Source organism: Streptomyces sp. NBC_01224, from assembly GCF_036002945.1.
Taxonomy (GTDB): domain Bacteria; phylum Actinomycetota; class Actinomycetes; order Streptomycetales; family Streptomycetaceae; genus Streptomyces.
Genome location: NZ_CP108529.1, coordinates 7,324,621 through 7,343,425 on the forward strand (window position 1 = coordinate 7,324,621; position 18,805 = coordinate 7,343,425).

17 protein-coding genes and 1 pseudogene are annotated in these 18,805 nt (G+C 70.2%); 10 read left to right on the forward strand and 8 right to left on the reverse strand.

Going from position 1 to position 18,805, the window contains the following annotated elements:
• Positions 1–5: 5 nt before the first annotated feature.
• A complete protein-coding gene (locus OG609_RS32960) occupies positions 6–476 on the reverse strand; it encodes an ABA4-like family protein (protein WP_327276165.1) in 471 nt (156 codons plus the stop codon).
• The gene (locus OG609_RS32965) at positions 473–1,402 is read right to left on the reverse strand and encodes a hypothetical protein (RefSeq protein ID WP_327276166.1); all 930 of its coding nucleotides are present in this window, start codon (positions 1,400–1,402) and stop codon (positions 473–475) included. The genes OG609_RS32960 and OG609_RS32965 overlap by 4 nt, the downstream gene beginning before the upstream one ends.
• 164 nt (positions 1,403–1,566) lie before the next feature.
• On the opposite strand from OG609_RS32965, the gene OG609_RS32970 reads away from it, so the two are divergent.
• Positions 1,567–2,253, forward strand: a complete 687-nt coding sequence (locus OG609_RS32970; RefSeq protein ID WP_327276167.1) for a MerR family transcriptional regulator — start codon at positions 1,567–1,569, stop codon at positions 2,251–2,253.
• A gap of 63 nt (positions 2,254–2,316) precedes the next feature.
• On the opposite strand, the gene OG609_RS32975 is transcribed toward OG609_RS32970, so the two are convergent.
• Positions 2,317–3,159: a siderophore-interacting protein gene (locus OG609_RS32975; RefSeq protein WP_327276168.1), complete on the reverse strand. Its 843-nt coding sequence runs from the start codon at positions 3,157–3,159 to the stop codon at positions 2,317–2,319.
• Between the two features lie 46 nt (positions 3,160–3,205).
• Entirely contained in the window at positions 3,206–4,114 is a 909-nt protein-coding gene (locus OG609_RS32980; RefSeq protein WP_327278274.1) for a 5'-3' exonuclease, read from the reverse strand.
• A 336-nt stretch (positions 4,115–4,450) separates the two neighbouring features.
• Between OG609_RS32980 and OG609_RS32985 the strand changes: the two genes are divergently transcribed.
• From OG609_RS32985 to OG609_RS33000, 4 genes are all read left to right on the forward strand, one after another.
• Complete coding sequence (locus tag OG609_RS32985; protein ID WP_327276169.1) at positions 4,451–5,515, forward strand: quaternary amine ABC transporter ATP-binding protein; 1,065 nt, start codon at positions 4,451–4,453, stop codon at positions 5,513–5,515.
• Entirely contained in the window at positions 5,508–8,141 is a 2,634-nt protein-coding gene (locus OG609_RS32990) for an ABC transporter permease/substrate binding protein (protein WP_327276170.1), read from the forward strand. The genes OG609_RS32985 and OG609_RS32990 overlap by 8 nt, the downstream gene beginning before the upstream one ends.
• 161 nt (positions 8,142–8,302) lie before the next feature.
• A complete protein-coding gene (locus tag OG609_RS32995) occupies positions 8,303–8,848 on the forward strand; it encodes a helix-turn-helix domain-containing protein (RefSeq protein WP_327276171.1) in 546 nt (181 codons plus the stop codon).
• A gap of 15 nt (positions 8,849–8,863) precedes the next feature.
• The gene (locus OG609_RS33000) at positions 8,864–9,571 is read left to right on the forward strand and encodes a helical backbone metal receptor (protein ID WP_327276172.1); all 708 of its coding nucleotides are present in this window, start codon (positions 8,864–8,866) and stop codon (positions 9,569–9,571) included.
• Here OG609_RS33000 and OG609_RS33005 read toward each other — a convergent pair.
• Positions 9,510–10,661, reverse strand: coding sequence for a TDT family transporter (locus OG609_RS33005; RefSeq protein ID WP_327276173.1), 1,152 nt, complete (start codon positions 10,659–10,661; stop codon positions 9,510–9,512). The genes OG609_RS33000 and OG609_RS33005 overlap by 62 nt on opposite strands.
• A 70-nt stretch (positions 10,662–10,731) precedes the next feature.
• On the opposite strand from OG609_RS33005, the gene OG609_RS33010 reads away from it, so the two are divergent.
• Positions 10,732–11,655, forward strand: coding sequence for a LysR family transcriptional regulator (locus tag OG609_RS33010; protein WP_327276174.1), 924 nt, complete (start codon positions 10,732–10,734; stop codon positions 11,653–11,655).
• Between the two features lie 86 nt (positions 11,656–11,741).
• On the opposite strand, the gene OG609_RS33015 is transcribed toward OG609_RS33010, so the two are convergent.
• Both OG609_RS33015 and OG609_RS33020 read right to left on the reverse strand, forming a co-directional pair.
• Positions 11,742–12,566, reverse strand: coding sequence for a gamma-glutamyl-gamma-aminobutyrate hydrolase family protein (locus OG609_RS33015; protein ID WP_327276176.1), 825 nt, complete (start codon positions 12,564–12,566; stop codon positions 11,742–11,744).
• Positions 12,567–12,639: 73 nt separating this feature from the next.
• A complete protein-coding gene (locus OG609_RS33020) occupies positions 12,640–13,335 on the reverse strand; it encodes a FadR/GntR family transcriptional regulator (RefSeq protein WP_327278275.1) in 696 nt (231 codons plus the stop codon).
• Between the two features lie 108 nt (positions 13,336–13,443).
• Here OG609_RS33020 and OG609_RS33025 point away from each other — a divergent pair, with 108 nt between their 5' ends.
• The 4 genes and pseudogenes from OG609_RS33025 to OG609_RS33040 form a co-directional block, all read left to right on the forward strand.
• Positions 13,444–14,811, forward strand: a complete 1,368-nt coding sequence (locus OG609_RS33025) for a glutamine synthetase family protein (protein WP_327276177.1) — start codon at positions 13,444–13,446, stop codon at positions 14,809–14,811.
• 8 nt (positions 14,812–14,819) lie between these two features.
• A complete protein-coding gene (locus OG609_RS33030) occupies positions 14,820–16,199 on the forward strand; it encodes an aldehyde dehydrogenase family protein (RefSeq protein ID WP_327276178.1) in 1,380 nt (459 codons plus the stop codon).
• A gap of 6 nt (positions 16,200–16,205) precedes the next feature.
• Positions 16,206–16,997, forward strand: a complete 792-nt coding sequence (locus OG609_RS33035) for a 3-oxoacyl-ACP reductase (protein WP_327276179.1) — start codon at positions 16,206–16,208, stop codon at positions 16,995–16,997.
• 62 nt (positions 16,998–17,059) lie between these two features.
• Positions 17,060–17,161, forward strand: a pseudogene (locus OG609_RS33040) (DUF2510 domain-containing protein); the annotation flags it as partial.
• A 313-nt stretch (positions 17,162–17,474) separates the two neighbouring features.
• Here the strand turns inward: OG609_RS33040 and OG609_RS33045 are convergent.
• Complete coding sequence (locus OG609_RS33045; RefSeq protein WP_327276180.1) at positions 17,475–18,677, reverse strand: amino acid deaminase/aldolase; 1,203 nt, start codon at positions 18,675–18,677, stop codon at positions 17,475–17,477.
• Positions 18,678–18,805 lie beyond the last annotated feature (128 nt).

Below are 18,805 nucleotides of genomic sequence, written 5' to 3' on the forward strand. Positions count from 1 at the left end.
CGCCCTCACCGCAGCGACGCGTGACCGGCCCGGGCCGGGATTCCGTTCCCGGGCCGGGCCTTCGGCCGTAGCGCCGCCCGTAGCGCGAGAAAGACCAGCAGCCCGAAGGGTGACAGCACAATCGTCAGCACCAGCAGTGGCCCCATCGCCAGCGGGGAGATCCCCAGCCGGCGTCCTTCCAGGAATATCCACTGGCCGAGCAGCAGATCCCAGGCGATGACCTGCGCCCAGATCGCCCCTGTCCCGTTCGCCAGGGCCGTCAGGTCGCGGAAGGTGTCGATGTCGGGGCTGCGCACCGCGTCCCAGAGCTCGGGGAAGACCGGCACGGCCATGACCAGATAGAGCACAAGCACCGGCAGGACGGTGAGCGGGGATGCGGCGATACGCGCCGTGGGACGCCAGTTCGGCGCGAGGATCACGAGCAGCCAGAACGGGGCTGCCAGGAAGAACGAGATCTCGAAGAGTGCACCGGTCATGCCAAGAGCTCCTTGTCGGCGGAATTGGAGACGGAATCTGAATCGGCCTTCTGTGGTGCGGCAGTTGGCCTCAGCGCTCCATAGCCGCAGACAGCGGTCGCCGCCGTGATCAGGGCCGCGGCGACGAGCGTCGCGCCGTCCGGGTGGATCAGCGGCTGACCGCGCAGCGCCTGCCAGGTGACCAGCGCGACGACCGCCGCGTACGCGCCGGAGGCGACCAGCACCAACCGCAGCCGGACCCGCGGGTCGCGCAGCCGGGGGAAGCGCGGGGCCAGGGCGACCAGCGCGAGCAGGAAGAGCGGCAGCAGTTGGAGCGCGTGCATGCCGACGAAGTGCGGTATGCGCAGATCCCCGCCCGTCGTCGACCAGCCGGTGAAGGGCATCGACGGGCCGCCGTCCGGTACGCCGACGGAATGCGCGCCGATCACATCGGCGGTGTCGAGATTCCCGGCCGCCCGCTGCTCGGGCGTGGGCTGCGTCATCAGGAAACCGAATCCGGCACCCACCAGGGCGAGCAGGACAGCCGAGCGGATCGCCCAGGCGGCGGCGCGGTCCGCGATCCGGGCGCGCAGCAGCAGGATGGCTATGACCAGCGTGCCGGTCCAGAGCACGGCGACGGTGATGCCCATCAGGTTGAACAGCGTCTCGTCGAACGGCGTGGCGTGGTTGAAATGGCTGCGCTTGCCGCGGATCACCTGGCCGGTGATGATCACCATCTCGCCCAGGCTGGACAACGCGACCACGGTCCCGGCCCACCAGCCGACGCGCCGGCCACGGGTGACCAGCGTCAGCATCCAGGCGAGCGCGAGTGTGTAGACGGCGAACGAGACCGCGAACTTGAACGGCTTGAACCAGATCGCCGCGCCTGCCAGGACCCGGTCGTCGACCATCAGCCCCACCGCCGATACGACCGTCATGACGGCCATCGCCGCGGCGAAGAGGACTAATGGCCGGTGCCATGAACGCCATGAAGCCCATGAAGACATGAGGATCCCCCTTGAAATTATGGATAGCAGTACTTCCTACTATCCGATAGTGGAACTATCTATGATGGGTTGGGGGTTGGCAAGCGCGGAAGGAAGAACACGCGGTGCGCATCGGTGAGTTGAGTCGCAGGTCCGGGGTTCCGGTACCGACGATCAAGTTCTATGTACGTGAAGGGCTGCTGCCCGCCGGGCAGTTGACCAGCCCGAACCAGGCGAGTTACGACTCCGGTCATGAGCGCAGGCTGCGGCTGATCCGCGCCCTGCTGGATGTCGGCGGGCTCTCGCTCGCGGCCATCGGGGATGTGCTCCGGGCGGTCGAGGACCCGGAGCAGCCGGTGCACCAGGTGCTGGGTGTCGCGGCGAAGCGCCTGACTCCGCTTCAGGGGGGCGAGCCGGGGCCCGAACTGGACGACGCCCGCGACGAGGTGGCGGAGCTGCTGGAACGGCGCGGCTGGCGGGCCGAGGCGGGCAGCCCGGCCGGTGAGTGTCTGGCCGGGGTGCTCGTCGCGCTGCGGCGGGCCGGGCACGGCGGATTCGTCGGACTGCTCGACGACTACGCGGCCGCCGCCGAACCGGTCGCGCGGGCCGACCTCGACTACGTGGGGCGGCGGGTGGCGCGCGAGGACCTGGTGGAGAGCGTGGTCGTCGGCACGGTGCTGGGGGAGGCGATGTTCAGCGCGTTGCGACGGCTCGCGCATGTGGACGCGTCCTCGCGAGCGTACGACGGCGACGGCGAGGGTGGCCCGGGCGGCGGCGACGACGGGGCGGCGGTGGATGCCGCCGGTGGATGAGCCGGCGCCCCGGGAACGCGTATGCCCCGGTCGGGGACCGGGGCATACGCGAGTGAGTCGGCGTTACGCCACGCTCTCCTGCTCGCGCTCCACCTGTGCGTTCCACTCGCGCTTGACCGAGCGCCAGGCGTCGTCGTTCTGGCCGAGCCGCCAGTAGCCGGAGATGGACAGCTGGGTAAGCGGGATCTTGCGGTCCAGGCGCAGATGGCGGCGGATCTCCCTCACGAAGCCCGCCTCGCCGTGAATGAATGCCTGGACCTCGCCCGCCGGGAACTCCAGCTCCTTGACCGCGGCTGTCAGCGACTCGCCGACCGGGCGCTCACCGCGGTGCAGCCAGGTCACCTCGACCCCGTCGGGTGTCGCGATCTTCTGCTCCTCCGAGGCGTCCGCCACCTCGACGAACGCGTGCACCACCGCACCCGCCGGCATCTGCTCCAGGGCGGCGGCGATGGCCGGCAGAGCGCTCTCGTCGCCGGCCAGGAGGTGCCAGTCCGCCGAGGCGTCCGGGCCGTAGCCCCCGCCCGGGCCGAGGAAGGTCACCTGGTCACCCGCGACCGCCCGCATCGCCCAGGGTCCGGCGAGGCCCTCGTCGCCGTGGACCACGAAGTCGATGGCCAGCTCCCGGGTGACCGGATCCCAGGAGCGCACCGTGTAGGTGCGAGTGGTGGGCCACAGCTCCCGCGGCTGCTCCTCACGGATACGGGGCATGTCGAACGGGTGCGCGTACTTCGCACCCTCGGGAGCGAAGCAGAGCTTGACGTAGTGGTCGGTGAACCCGGAGAGTCCGAAGCCGGCGAGGCCGTCACCGCCGAGCACCACGCGCACCATGTGAGGGGTGATCCGCTCGGTGCGCAGAACGTGGGCCCCCTGCGCCTTGGGTGCCTGCCGTGCCGGTCGTTCTGCCACGAGGTTCTCCCTGCTCCGATTGCTTAGGCTTACCTAAGCTAGCACCTCAGTCGCGCAGTGTGGAGAGCAGGCGCTGCAGGGCACCGCCCAGCCCCCACTGCTTCGCGAGGGCTTCGAGGGCGGCGGGATCGCGTGGCTCGGTGGGCAGCGTGGGGTCGAACTCGGGCAGGGGTACGTCACCGGCGACGCGGACCACCTTCGGTGCGACGGCCACATAGTCCCGGGCCTCGTCGAGGCGCTTGCGCTGCGAGGGTGTCAGCCTGGCGGCGGGATCGTCCACCGCGGCCATGATCCCGGCCAGATCGCCGAAGGCGTCCAGCAGTTTCGCCGCCGTCTTCTCGCCGATGCCGGGAACGCCGGGCAGCCCGTCGCTCGGGTCGCCGCGCAGCAGGGCCAGATCGACATAGCCGGAGCCGTCCACCCCGTACTTCTCCCGCAGCCACGCCTCGTCCGTCAGCTGGAGCGAGCCGACCCCCTTCAGGGGATAGAGCACCCGCACCCCGCGGGCGTCGTCGACCAGCTGATAGAGATCCCGGTCGCCGGTGACGATGTCCACGGGGCCGGTGGCCAGACCGGTGAGCGTGCCGATCACATCGTCCGCCTCGTAGTCCGCGACGCCGACCCGGGCGATGCCGAGCGCATCGAGGACGTCCTCGATGACCGGCACCTGCGGTGCCAGTGTGTCGGGGGTCTCCTCCTCGTCGGGCAGCCCCTCGGCGGTCTCCACCGCGACGCGGTGCGCCTTGTACGTAGGGATCAGCTCCACCCGCCAGTGCGGCCGCCAGTCCGCGTCCATGCAGGCGACCAGGTCGTCCGGCCGGTGGTCCTGCACCAGGCGCCCGATGAAGTCGAGCAGCCCGCGCACGGCGTTGACCGGGGTCCCGTCCGGGGCGCGCACCGAATCGGGAACCCCGAAGTAGGCGCGGTAGTAGAGGGAAGCGGTGTCGAGGAGCATCAGGCGTCGCGTCACACCCCGATGATGCCGCACCCCACTGACACCGGCCGTCGCGGACACCGGGGCGAGAGGGGGCCAGTCCCCGGCGGCGGCCGCCTGCGGGTGACCTGAGTCACTCTTGTGTTTGGCTCGTGTAAGTGAGGGCAGGCGCGCAGCCGGAGCGGATCACGTAGCAGTTTCAACCAGTGCACGTGTCATGCGGACCGAATCCGCGCTGCTCCACGGTCTGCCGGAGGGGGTGGCAGACCGTTTTTCGGTTCAACCCGCGAGGTGTATGTGTCAAGGCTGCAAGCTGAGCACTTGTACAAAGTGTTCGGCAGACGACCCGATCAAGCCGTGCAGAAGCTCGAAAGCGGCGCCGACCGCGACGAGCTGCGCGCCGACGGAACGACCGCAGCGGTGATCGACGCCTCGTTCACCGTCGAACCGGGACAGATCTTCGTCGTGATGGGTCTGTCCGGGTCCGGAAAGTCCACGTTGCTGCGCATGCTCAACGGACTTCTGGAGCCCACAGCCGGACGCGTGCTGTTCGACGGCCAGGACCTGACCGCCCTGAGCCCCGCAGAACTGCGCCATGTCCGGTCCTCCAAGATCAGCATGGTGTTCCAGCATTTCGCGCTCTTCCCTCACCGGAGCGTGCTGGAGAACGCCGCGTACGGCCTCGAAGTGCAGGGTGTGCCGCGCGCCGAGCGCGAGAAGCGCGCCACCGAGGCGCTGGAGATGACCGGCCTCGCCGGCTGGGAGAAGTCCTGGCCCGACGAGCTGTCCGGCGGTATGCAGCAGCGTGTCGGCCTGGCCCGCGCCCTGGCCACCGACGCCGACCTGCTGCTGATGGACGAGTCCTTCAGCGCGCTCGACCCGCTGATCCGCCGCGACATGCAGGACCAGCTGCTCGAACTGCAGAAGCGCCTGAAGAAGACCATCGTCTTCATCACCCACGACCTCAACGAGGCCATGCGCCTCGGCGACCGTATCGCCGTGATGCGCGACGGGAAGATCGTCCAGCTCGGCACCGCCGAGGACATCCTCGTCACCCCGGCCAACGACTACGTCGCCTCCTTCACCCAGGACGTCGACCGCACCCGGGTGCTGACCGCGGGCGCCATCATGGCCGAACCGCACACCGTCATGGGCACCAGCACGGACGACGGCGAGGAACTGCGTACCGCCGACGACGTCCTCAGGGCCGCTCCTGCCACCGTCACCGAGTCCACGCCGATCATCGAGCTCTTCACACCCTGCTCGCAGAGCGGAGTCGCGGTCGCCGTGACCGACGCCAAGGGCAAGCTCGTCGGTGTCGTACCGCGCGCCCGGCTGCTCGCCGTCCTCGGTGAGCCGATGAGCCCCGCCGAGGCCCCGCAGGACGTCACGACCACCGTGAAGAAGGTGGCCAATGTTTAGGCTTCCTCTCGGTGACTGGGTCGACTCCGCGGTCGACTGGCTGCAGACCCACCTGTCCTGGCTGTTCGACGCGATCAGCTCGATCGTCAGCGGCATGTTCGACGGCATAGCCGCCGTGCTCTCCGCCCCCGCACCGCTGCTCTTCGCGGGCATCGTCGCCGTCATCGCCTGGTGGCTGCGCGGTCTGCTCGCGGGTGTGCTCGCCTTCGTCGGCTTCGCCGTCATCGACTCCGTCGAGCTGTGGGACGAAGCGATGGACACCCTCACCCTGGTGCTCGTCGCCACCATCATCGCGCTGGTACTGGCCGTACCGCTGGGCATCTGGGCGTCCCGCTCCAAGACCGTCAGCGCGGTGACCCGGCCCGTCCTGGACTTCATGCAGACCATGCCCGCCATGGTCTATCTGATCCCCGGCGTCATCTTCTTCGGCGTCGGCGTCGTCCCCGGCATCATCGCCACCATCATCTTCTCGCTGCCCCCGGGCGTCCGGATGACCGAGCTCGGCATCCGCCAGGTCGACGGCGAACTCGTCGAGGCGGCCGAAGCATTCGGCACCACCCGGCGCAACACCCTGCTGCGGGTGCAGCTGCCGCTCGCCCTGCCCACGATCATGGCGGGCATCAACCAGGTCATCATGCTGGGCCTGTCCATGGTGGTCATCGCCGGCATGGTCGGCGGCGGCGGCCTCGGCGGCGCCGTCTACCGCGCCATCGGCAACGTCGACGTGGGCCTCGGCTTCGAGGCCGGCATCTCCATCGTCATCGTGGCGATGTACCTGGACCGGATGACCGGCGCGCTCGGCCGCGAGGTCTCCCCGCTCGCCCGCCGCGCCCTCGCCAGGGCGCAGTCGATGGCCGGTGGACTGAAGGTCTGGAACCACCGCCCGCAGCCCGTCGTCGCGGTCGTCGGCATCGTCGTCCTCGCACTGGTCGCGGGCGGCATGGGCCTCTTCGGCTCGTCCGGCTCGGACAAGGCAACCGCCGCAGGCGGTTCGAAAATCGGTGCGGGCAAGAAGATCAACATGGGCTACATCCCGTGGGACGAGGGCATCGCCTCCACCTTCCTGTGGAAGGAGTTGCTGGAGCGGCAAGGCTTCGAGGTCGACGTCAAGCAGTACGAGGCCGGTGCGCTCTACACCGGTATGGCCAACGGCCAGATTGACTTCGAGACCGACTCCTGGCTTCCGGTCACCCATGCCAGCTACTGGAAGAAGTACCAGGACCGCCTGGAGGACGTGGGCTCCTGGTACGGCCCCACCTCGCTGGAGCTGGCCGTCCCGTCGTACATGAAGGACGTCCGGTCGCTGGACGACCTCAAGGGCAAGTCCTCGCAGTTCAAGGGCCGGATCGTCGGCATCGAGCCGAGCGCCGGTGAGATGGGCCTGCTCAAGGACAAGATCCTGCCGGGCTACGGCCTGGACAAGGAGTACAAGGTCGTCGACGGCTCCACGCCGTCGATGCTGGCCGAGCTGAAGCGCGCGTACGCCAAGAAGGAACCGATCGTCGTCCCGCTCTGGTCGCCGCACTGGGCGTACAACCAGTTCGAACTGACCAAGCTCAAGGACCCCAAGAACCTCTGGGGCAAGGGCGACGGCATTCACACCCTGGCCCGCAAGGGCTTCTCCGCCGACAACCCCGAGGTCGGCACCTGGCTCAAGAACTTCAAGATGAGCGAGGACCAGCTCACGAGCCTCGAGGCGGAGATCCAGAAGGCCGGCTCCGGCAACGAGCAGGAGGCTGTCCGCACCTGGCTGAAGGCCAACCCGGGCGTCGCCGGCAAGTGGACCCCCGTCGCCAAGGACAAAACGTCCAAGGACGCGGGCGGCAAGGACGAGCGCGACCGCGCCGTCGAGATGGCCTGGTTCCCCTGGGAGGAGGACATCGCCGCCACGTACCTGTGGAAGGCGGTCCTGGAGAAGCGCGGCTACAAGATCAACCTCAAGCAGTTCGAGGTCGGTCCGATGTACACCGCGATGTCCCGCGGCCAGATCGATGTGCAGTTCGACGGCTGGCTGCCCTACACCCAGAAGAACTACTGGACCAAGTACGGCTCGCAGCTGACCGACATCGGTTCGTGGTACGGCCCGACCTCGATCGAGGTCGCGGTGCCCTCGTACGTGAAGGACGTCAAGTCCCTTGCCGACCTCAAGGGCAAGTCCTCGCAGTTCAAGGGCCGGATCGTCGGCATCGAGCCGGGTACCGCCACGATGGAGAACCTGAAGAAGAACGTGCTGCCGACATACGGCCTGGACAAGGAGTACAAGGTCGTCGACTCCTCGACGCCCGGCATGCTCGCCGAGCTGAAGCGCGCGTACGCCAAGAAGGAGCCCATCGCGGTGCTGCTCTGGACGCCGCACTGGGCGTACAACGAGTACGGCATGACCAAGCTGGAGGACCCGGAGAAGGCCTTCGGTAACGGCGACCGGCTGCACACCATCGCCAGCAAGGACTTCCCGAAGCAGTACCCGCAGCTGACGAAGTGGTTCAAGAACTTCAAGCTGAGCGAGGACCAGCTCGCCGGCCTGGAGAACCAGATCCAGAAGCACGGTACCGGCCATGAGGAAGAGGCCGTGAAGGCCTGGATGGAGAAGAACCCGGGCATCGCGGACAAGATGGCTCCGCAGTAGGGCTGTTGCAGGGCCTGTGAAAGGGAAGGGGTGGGCGCCGCCGTCGGTGGGCCCGCCCCTTCCGGCTGTCCGGAAGACGTTCATCAACCGGGCGACCTTGCGTAACCGTATGCGTAATGTGCCGGCAGCCGGAAGGATGGCGAGTCGGGAGGGAGCCGGACATGGACGACAAGGAAGCACTCCGCGTGGGCGCCGCGGTCCGCCGACGGCGCAGATCCCTGGGGCTCACACTGGCCGCGGTCGCGAACCGCAGTGGTCTGTCCGTGCCGTTCCTCAGCCAGATCGAGAACGAGCGGGCCCGGCCCAGTGCCCGGTCCCTGGACCGGGTCGCCGAAGCCCTGGAGACCACCACGGCACGGCTGCGTGCCGCCGCGGACTCGGCGCGTGCCGTCGATGTCGTACGGGCGGGCGAGGGCGACGGGGTACGCAGGGTGGTGCGCGGACGCCATCAGCTCAGCGCCCTGGAGTTCACCGGTGAACTCGACCTCGGGCGCGAGTTCCAGCACCGCAACGACGAAGTGATGTACGTGGTGCGGGGCGCCGCGGAGGTGGAGGCCGAGGGGCAGGCGCACCGGCTGGAGCAGGGCGACACACTTTTTCTGTCCGGCGGAGTGCGGCACCGCTGGCGGGCCACGATGCCCGGTACGCGGCTGCTGGTCGTCGCGGTCGCCGAGCACATCGACGCCACCTTCGACCCGCGTCGCTGAGAGGGGTTTCCCACCGTGCGAGTCGTGTCCCTGGTCCCCTCGCTCACCGAGGCCGTCGCCGTCACCGCCCCCGGCCTGCTGGTCGGCGTCACCGACTGGTGCACCCACCCGGCCGGTCTGACCGCCGCCCGTATCGGCGGCACCAAGAATCCCGACGTGGCCGCGGTCGTCGCGCTCCGGCCCGATCTCGTCGTCGCCAACCAGGAGGAGAACCGCGAACCCGACCTCGCGGCCCTCAGGGCCGCCGGGATCGAGGTGCTCGTCACTGATGTCCGGACCCTCGACCAGGCGTTCGAGGAACTGGAACGGGTCCTGGTCACCGCCTGCGGCGGGGCCAGGCCGCGCTGGCTGGACGAGGCCGAGGCCGCCTGGGCCGCGCTCCCGCCACCCCGCGCCCCGCGCCGTGCGGTCGTGCCCGTCTGGCGCAGGCCCTGGATGGTGCTGGGCCGCGACACCTTCGCCGGAGATCTGCTGGCCAGGCTGGGCGTCGAGAACGTCTACGCGGACCACGTCGAGCGCTATCCCCGCATCCCGCTCGACGAACTCAACACGGCGGGCGCCGATCTGGTCGTCCTGCCCGACGAGCCGTACCGCTTCACCGCGGACGACGGCCCCGAAGCGTTCCCCGCGCTGCCCGCCGCACTCGTCGACGGGCGGTTCCTCACCTGGTACGGGCCGTCACTGGCGCAGGCGCCTGCGGCGCTGCGAGCAGCGCTCCGCTGAGCAGCCCGCGCAGCGTCCGCACCCCGGCCACCGCCCATGCCGTCACCAGCAGCATGTACAGCGCCACGGCCAGCCAGGTGTACGCCGTGAGGCCGGTGTGCCGGGCCAGGCCCGCGGCGCCCGTGACGCACGTTCCGACCGGGAAGGTGAAGCCCCACCACGTCATGCTGAAGGTCATGCCGTTCCGTACGGCGCGCACCACCAGCGCGAGGGCCAGCGCCAGCCACATCAGCGCGAAGCCCATCACCGGCACCCCGTACAGCACGGCGAACGCCTCGAACCCCGAGGCATACGGCGCCGGGATCGCCCCGGGCGCCACATCGGCGAGCTGATTGACCGCGGTCGTCGACTGGCCCAGCGGGCCGAGGACCAGGAACAGCGTGGGCGTCAGCGCGAGCGGCAGCGGGCCCTGGTGGACGAGCCGGGCGAAGATCAGCGGCAGCATCACCAGCGTGGCCAGCAGACTCAGGCCGAACATCGCGTAGCAGGCCAGCAGCATCGCCTCCTGCCACTGACCGGCGGGCAGTTCCGGCACCAGCAGCGGACCGAGCGCCGCGGAGACCATCGGGGCCACCACCGGCAGCAGCCACACCGGCGACGCGGTGCCGGGCTCCACCCGGTGGCGCACGACCATCAGATACGGAATCGCGACCGCGGCGGCCAGACCGATCACCGTGCCCGCCGTGTACAGCACCACGTCCACGGCCAGGGCCGCCCGGTGGCCGATGACGTCCCGGCCGACCACCATCGAAGAGCCGCCGACCGCCAGCAGCGCCATCGAGAGGCAGCCGTAGAACGGGGCGACGGCGGGGTCGAGCAGATGGGTGCGGGCCTGGTCGCGATGGGCGATCCAGTGCCCGGTACGGGCCGTGAGAACCGCGGCGAGCATGATCGTCGCGAGCGCCCACACCACCGTGCAGGCACCCCGCAGTCCCGGGACGTGCACGGGCAGCGCGACACCCGCGCTCGCGACGATCGCGGTGCCCATGACGGTCGCGTACCAGTTGGGGCCGACGTATCGCAGATGGGGCAGCCGCAGGGCGGCCGAATACGGGGCTGGGGACTGCTGCGTCTGCGGAAAGATGGCCATGCCACGATTTTCGTGGCGCGGGCCGGGCCCCACCAGGGACTCCATGTCTATGAGGTCATAAGGTGGCTTTATGACCGGTGAAGAACATGTTCCCCTCTCCCACCGGGTTCCCGACCTCGGTGCGCTGGAGCTGCTGCTCGCCGTCGCCCGGCACGGCAGCCTGGGGCGCGCGGCACGGGACATCGGCGTCAGCCAGCCCGCGGCCAGCAGCCGCATCCGGTCGATGGAACGGCAGCTCGGCCTGGCCCTGCTGGACCGCTCGCCGCGCGGCTCCCGGCTCACCGACGCGGGCGCGCTGGTCACCGACTGGGCGCGCAGGATCGTCGAGGCGGCCGAGGCATTCGACGCGGGCGCGCAGGCGCTGCGCGACCGGCGGGACTCCCGGCTGCGGGTGGCCGCTTCCATGACCATCGCCGAATACCTGCTGCCGGGCTGGCTGATAGCACTGCGTGCCGAACGGCCGGACACCGCGGTCTCGCTGCTCGCCGGAAACTCGGCGGCGGTCGCGGGGCGGCTGCTCGTCGGCGAGGCCGACCTCGGATTCGTGGAGGGCCTGTCCGTGCCGGAAGGGCTCGACGGCACGGTCATCGCCCATGACCGCCTGGTTGTCGTGGTCGCCCCGTCCCATGCGTGGGCCCGTCGCCGTACGGCCCTGACCCCGCAGGAACTGGCCGCGACCCCGCTGATCCTGCGCGAGCACGGCTCCGGCACCCGCCAGGTCCTGGACGCGGCCCTCGCCGTGCACGGCGGCCTCGCCCAGCCGCTGCTCGAACTCTCCTCGACGACCGCGGTGAAGGGAGCGGCGGAGAGCGGGGCGGGACCGTGCGTGCTGAGCGAACTGGCGCTGGGCGAGGAGCTGTCCTCCAGGCGCCTGGTCAAGATTCCGATCGCCGGGGTGCGGCTGAGGCGCCAGCTGCGCGCGGTATGGCCCTCGGGTCACCGTCCGACGGGTCCGGCGCGCGATCTGCTGTCGCTGACGGGGCGGGACGCGTAGCGGGGAATATCGTGTCCGGCCCGCGCGCCGGTTCGTCCTGCTGACGCCTCTTTCGAGGCCGCGGCCTCCGCGGTCGCCGGCACCCGCTAAGGCCGCAAGCGCTCGCGGGCACCCGCCCCCGTGGTCCGCGGCGGTGCGAAGTCCTCGGGCGGCGTACGGGCCGGGACCAGCCGGGCCGTCGATGCCGCCACCAGGGCCTGCATCAGCCGTGGGTCGTCGCCCATCTCCGGATGCCACTGCACCCCGAGCACCCATTGAGGTCCCGGCCGTTCGATCGCCTCGATTGTGCCGTCCGCCGCGTGCGCCGAAGCCACGAGTCCCGGTGCGAGCCGTTGTACGCACTGGTGGTGGTAGGTGGGGACGGCTGATTCGCCGGGCACGATCGATGCGCAGAGTGTCCCCGGTACGGTTTTCACCGGGTGTGCGCCGAGGACTCCGGTCGCGCCCAGCGGACCGGTGTGCCCGTCGAGGTGCTGGGTCAGGGTGCCGCCGAGCGCCACATTGAGCAGCTGCATACCGCGGCAGATGCCGAGCAGCGGCGTACCGGACTCCAGCGCGGCCCGGATCAGGGCCAGCTCCCAGGCATCGCGCTCCTGTGCGGGGGGACCGGTCCTGAAGTCGCGCTCCGCTCCGTACAGCGCCGGTTCCACATCGGCGCCGCCCGCGACGACGAGGCCGTCCAGCCGCGCTACCGCGGTCCCGGCCCGGGCGGGGGCGTCCGGCGGGAGCAGGGCGGCCAGGCCGCCGGACTGCTGGACCATCCGCGGGTAGGCGGCCGGGAGGAGGGTGGCGGGCAGCTCCCAGACACCCCAGCGGGCCACGGGCTCCAGATAGGTGGAGACGCCGATGAGAGGTTCGGACACGGGGCGGTCCCTCCGGTCGGCCGCCTGCGCGGGCGGGCTCGGTTCCATGGTTTCAATGGTGGCAGAGAATACCTTTATGTTTCCGGAGGCTGTCACCGAGGCGGAACCGGTGGCACGTCGCTCAGGCCAGGAATCCGCGCAGCAGCGCGGCCGTACCCGCACAGTGCTCGCGCATCACCGCGCGCGCAGCCTCCGCGTCCCCGTCGAGAACCGCCTCGACGAGACTCGCGTGCTGATGCTGCGAATGCTCCAGGTTCCGCACGAGCAGCGGTATGCAGTCCAGCAGGTCGTTCACGGTGGCCCGGACAGCCGCGTACTGCGCTGTCAGGGACGCGGAGCCGGAGAGTTCCGCCAGGGTCAGATGGAACAGGGTGTCGCGCCTGCGGTAGTCGGGCAGAGGTGCTTCGTGAGTCGCCGCCAGAGCCGTACGCAGCCGGTCCGCACCCTCGTCCGTCAGCCCCTGCGCGGCGCACAGTCCGGCCGCCCCGGCCTCCAGCACCTCGCGGAAGCGCAGCACGTCCTCGATGTCGACCGACTCCACCTTCCGGCGCAGCTCGTCCTCGCCGGGGCTGCCGGTGCGGGGCAGCACGAACGTGCCGCCGTACCGCCCACGCCTGCTCTCCACCAGGCCCTGGTCCTGCAGGACCTTCAGTACCTCGCGCAGCGTGACCCGGCTGATCCCCAGCAGCTCGGCCAGCTCGCGCTCGGCCGGCAGCCGCCCGCCGCCGGGCACCAGCCCGAGCCTGACCACCTGGAGGATCTGCTCCAGCGCCTCCTCGAAGCCGTTCCCCGCCCGGACGGGCCGCAGTACGGGCATCAGGCGGTCGGTGAACTCGCTCTCCGCGGCCACGTCCCGTCCCCCTTCACAATTAATGGTTTTCTCGCATACCTTAAGCCTTCCGGCTGACCGAAGGAGGAGTATCCCGTGGCAGACCGAACACCACCGCTGGGGATCGAGGAGCTGCGCGTCCTCGTCAGAAGCGGTGAGATCGACACCGTCGTCCTCGCCTTCCCCGACATGCAGGGACGGCTGCAGGGAAAACGGTTCGCTGCCCGCTTCTTCCTCGACGAGGTCGTGGAGCACGGCACCGAGGGATGCAACTACCTGCTCGCCGTCGACACCGACATGAACACCGTCGACGGATTCGAGATGTCCTCCTGGGAGCGCGGCTACGGCGACTTCGCCATGCACGCCGACCTTTCCACCCTGCGCCTGGTGCCCTGGAACGAGGGCACGGCCATGGTCATGGCCGATCTCACCCAGGAGGACGGCTCGCCCGTCGCCGCCGCGCCCCGCCGGATCCTGAGCCGCCAGCTGGAACGCCTGGCCGAGCACGGCTACACGGCCCATGTCGGCACCGAGCTCGAATTCATCGTCTTCAAGGACACCTACGAACAGGCCTGGGACCGCAACTACCGCGATCTGACCCCGGCCAACCAGTACAACGTCGACTACTCCGTCCTCGGCACCGGCCGCGTAGAGCCGCTGCTGCGCCGTATCCGCAACGAAATGGCCGCCGCGGGTCTCACCGTCGAGTCCGCGAAGGGCGAGTGCAACCCCGGCCAGCACGAGATCGTGTTCCGTTACGACGAGGCCCTGGTCACCTGTGACCAGCACGCCGTCTACAAGACCGGCGCCAAGGAGATCGCCGCCCAGGAGGGCGTCGCACTCACCTTCATGGCCAAGTTCAACGAGCGCGAGGGCAACTCCTGCCACATCCACCTCTCACTCCGGTCCACCGACGAGGCCGGGCACAGCGTGATGGCGGGCGAGGACGGCGGCATGTCACCGGTGATGCGCCACTTCCTCGCCGGACAGCTGGCCGCCCTGCGCGATTTCTCCCTCCTCTACGCACCGAACATCAACTCCTACAAACGCTTCCAGCCGGGTTCCTTCGCCCCGACCGCCGTCGCCTGGGGCCACGACAACCGCACCTGCTCGCTCCGCGTCGTCGGCCACGGCCGCTCGATGCGCTTCGAGAACCGGCTGCCCGGCGGTGACGTCAACCCGTACCTCGCCGTCGCCGGACTGATCGCAGCGGGCATCCACGGCATCGAGAAGGGTCTCGAACTCCCCGAGCCGTGCGGGAGCAACGCCTACACCGCCGACTACGACCACGTCCCCACCACGCTGCGCGAGGCCGCCGAACTCTGGGAGAGGAGCGAGATCGCCAGGGCGGCCTTCGGCGACGACGTCGTCGCGCACTACCGCAACATGGCCCGCGTCGAGCTCGAAGCCTTCGACGCCGCAGTGACCGACTGGGAGCTCCGCCGCTCCTTCGAACGCCTGTGAGGCACCCCGTGACCACGCCCGACCACCCGGTGGAACACCACGTACTCAACCCGGCGACGGAGGAACTCCTCGCCACCGTCCCGTCCACCACCGCCGCCGAGGTCGACGCGGCAGTCGTCCGGGCCGCAGCCGCCCAGCGCACCTGGGCCGCCCTCGCCCCCGCCGACCGCGCCAGGCTGCTGCGCCGCTTCGCCACCGCCGTCGACGGCGAAGCCGAACAGCTGGCCCGACTGGAGGTCCAGGAGGCCGGCCACACCCTCAACAACGCCCGCTGGGAAGCGGCCAACGTCCGCGATCTGCTCGACTACGCCGCCGGGGGAGTGGAACGACTCGCCGGCCGGCAGATCCCCGTCCCCGGCGGACTCGACATCACCCTCCTCGAACCCCTCGGCGTCATCGGTGTGATCGCACCGTGGAACTTCCCCATGCCGATCGCCGCCTGGGGTCTCGCCCCCGCCCTGGCCGCCGGCAACGCCGTACTCCTCAAGCCCGCCGAGACGACCCCGCTCACCGCCCTGCGGCTGGCCCGGCTCGCCCTGGACGCGGGGCTTCCCGACCACCTTCTCCAGGTGCTGCCGGGTGCGGGCGACGTGACCGGAAACGCCCTGGTCGAGCACCCCGGCGTCGCCAAGATCGTCTTCACCGGCTCCACCCGGGTCGGCAAGCAGATCATGGCCAAGTGCGCCGACCGCGTGAAGCGGCTCACCCTCGAACTCGGCGGCAAGAGCCCCAACATCGTCTTCGCCGACGCCGACATCGAAGCCGCCGCAGCCGCCGCACCCATGGCGTTCCTGGACAACGCCGGCCAGGACTGCTGCGCCCGCACCCGCATCCTGGTCCAGCGATCCGCGTACGACCGCTTCCTGGAACTGCTGGCCCCCGCAATCGAATCGGTCGTGGTGGGCGACCCGTCCGACGAGAACACCCGGATGGGCCCGCTGATCTCCCGGGCGCAACTGGAACGGGTGCGCAGTTACGTCCCCGAGGACGCGACCGCCCTCAGCGGCAAAGCACCCGAAGGGCCCGGCTTCTGGTTCCCGCCGACCGTCCTCACCGACGTCCGCCCGGACTCACCCGTCGCCACCGAAGAGGTATTCGGGCCGGTCGCCGTCGTTCTTCCCTTCGAGGACGAGGCCGACGCCGTCCGGCTCGCCAATGCGACGGAGTACGGCCTCGCCGGGTCGATCTGGACCCGCGACGTGGGCCGCGCACTGCGTGTCTCGCAGTCGGTCCGGGCCGGGAACCTCTCCGTCAACTCCCACTCCAGCGTCCGCTACTGGACCCCGTTCGGCGGCTACAAACAGTCCGGACTCGGCCGCGAACTCGGCCCTGACGCGCTTGCCGCATTCACCGAAACCAAGAACGTCTTCATCAGCACGGAGGCCTGAGCCAGCATGACCACCACCGACAGCGAGAACATCTGCCGCCGCCTGGTCGGCCGCACCGCCGTCATCACCGGAGCCGCCAGCGGCATCGGCCTGGCCACCGCACGCCGCCTGGCGTCGGAGGGCGCTCGTGTCGTCTGCGGCGACATCGACGAGAACGCGGGCAAGGCCGCGGCCGAGGAGGTCGGCGGCACGTTCGTGCGCGTCGACGTCACCGACCCCGAACAGGTCGAGGCGCTTTTCAAGACCGCGTTCGACACCTACGGCTCCGTCGACATCGCCTTCAACAACGCGGGCATCTCCCCGCCCGACGACGACTCCATCCTCACCACGGGGCTGGAGGCGTGGAAGCGCGTCCAGGACGTCAACCTCACCTCCGTCTACCTCTGCTGCAAGGCCGCCCTGCCCTACATGCGCCGCCAGCGCCGTGGCTCGATCATCAACACCGCGTCCTTCGTCGCGATCCTCGGAGCGGCCACCAGTCAGATCTCCTACACCGCGTCCAAGGGCGGCGTCCTCGCCATGTCCCGCGAACTCGGTGTGCAGTTCGCCCGCGAAGGCATCCGGGTCAACGCGCTGTGCCCGGGACCGGTCAACACCCCGCTGCTCCAGGAGCTGTTCGCCAAGGACCCGGAACGCGCGGCCCGCAGGCTCGTGCACATCCCGGTCGGGCGGTTCGCCGAAGCCACGGAGATCGCGGCAGCCGTCGCCTTCCTCGCGAGCGACGACTCCTCGTTCGTCAACGCCACCGACTTCCTCGTCGACGGCGGTATCTCGGGGGCGTACGTCACACCGCTCTAGAGTTCCACCGCCAACAGGGGCTCGTCGGGATCCCGTCGGAGGCAAAACCCTGGAGTGATGGGATGAGCAACGCGACACCGCCCGGCTGGTATCCGGACGCCGCGACACCGGGCACCGAGCGGTGGCGGGACGGTACGGCATGGGCCGCGCATACCCGCCCGATCGTCTCCGTACCCCAGCAGTCCGGGCCGCCCGAGCCAGTCGCGAACGCGTACGGGAACGGCGGCGGCAGTGCGGCGACCGGTGGCGGCACCCGGATCGTCGCGCTCGCCGTGGCCGGACTGGCCGTCGTCGGCGCAGCCGTCACCGGAGCCGTACTGCTGGGCAGGGGCGACGGCGGTACGCAGCCGAAGGCCCGGCCGAGCAGTTCCGCGCCGTTCCCCACCGCGGACCAGGACTCCCCGTCGCCGAGGCGATCCGGCCGATCGACGACAGCGGGACGAGCGGCGGCGTGGGCAGCTCGGTCGCCCCCTGAGCTCAGAGGAACGTACGGCCCTCGCCGCGGTACGTCGGCACGGCCGCTGTCACCCGGTCACCCTCGATCAGCTGCAACTCGTCGAAGCGTTCGCACAGTTCACCGGCCTTCGCGTGCCGGAACCACACCTTGTCGCCGATCAGCAGATCGTCGGCCGGGGCGCCGAGCAGCGGGGTCTGCACCTCGCCCGGCCCCTCCTGCGGGTCGTAGCGCAGTCCCTCCGGCAGATACGGGACGGGCAGCCGGTCCGCACCCGCGGGCCCGGACGCCGGATAGCCGCCACCGAGGACCGTCACCACACCCACACCCGGCCGACGCACCACCGGCTGGGCGAACAGTGCCGCCGGGCGCGCCGTGAACGACGTGTAGTTGTCGAACAGCCGCGGTACGTAGAGCCCCGATCCCGCCGCGATCTCGGTCACCGCGCGCTCCGCCGCGGTGTGCTGCACACTGCCGGTGCCGCCGCCGTTCACGAACTCCAGGTCCGGCGCCACCGCCCGCACCGCCCGCACGACCTCGGCCCGCCGGGCGGCCAGCTCCTTGCGGCCCGCGGCCTGCATCAGCCGGATCGCCCTGGAGCGCAGCGGCCGTCCCGCGACCGAATCCCCGACCCCGGCGATATGACCCTCGTACGCCATCAGACCCACCAGCCGGAAGCCGGGCCTGCGCGCCACCGAGCGTGCCAGCTCGGCCAGTTGGGCGGGGGAGCGCAGCGGTGAACGCAGGGCGCCGATCCTGATCCGTCCCCCGAGCAGCTGCAGTGAGGTGTCCAGCTCCAGACAGACCCGGATCTCCTCGCGGCCACCGGCCCGTGCCGCGTCGATCAGCTCCAGCTGTGCGTGATCGTCCACCATCACCGTCACGGCGGCGGCCAGCTTCGGATCGGCGGCCAGCTCCGCGAAGGCGGACCGGTCGGCCGACGGATAGGCCAGCAGTACGTCGTCGAAACCGGCCCGCGCCAGCCACAGCGACTCGGCCAGTGTGAACGACATGATCCCGGCGAACCCGGGCCGCGCGAGCACCCGCTCCAGCAGGGCCCGGCAGCGCACGGACTTGCTTGCCACCCGGATCGGCTTCCCTGCGGCCCGGCGGACGAGGTCGTCGGCATTGGCATCGAACGCATCGAGATCGACGATGGCGATCGGGGCGTCCAGATGAGCGGTGGCCCGTTCGTAACGGGTCCGGTCAGCAGCGCGGGCAGTCATGGCCGCAGCTTGCCAGACGGCCGTACCGCTGGGTAGGGGGATGATCTGCGCAGATCGTCCAGGGGCAGGGCGTCCCGCTCCCACCGGGGCCGTTCCACCCCGTAGAGTGACGGGCGCGCGGCAACCAA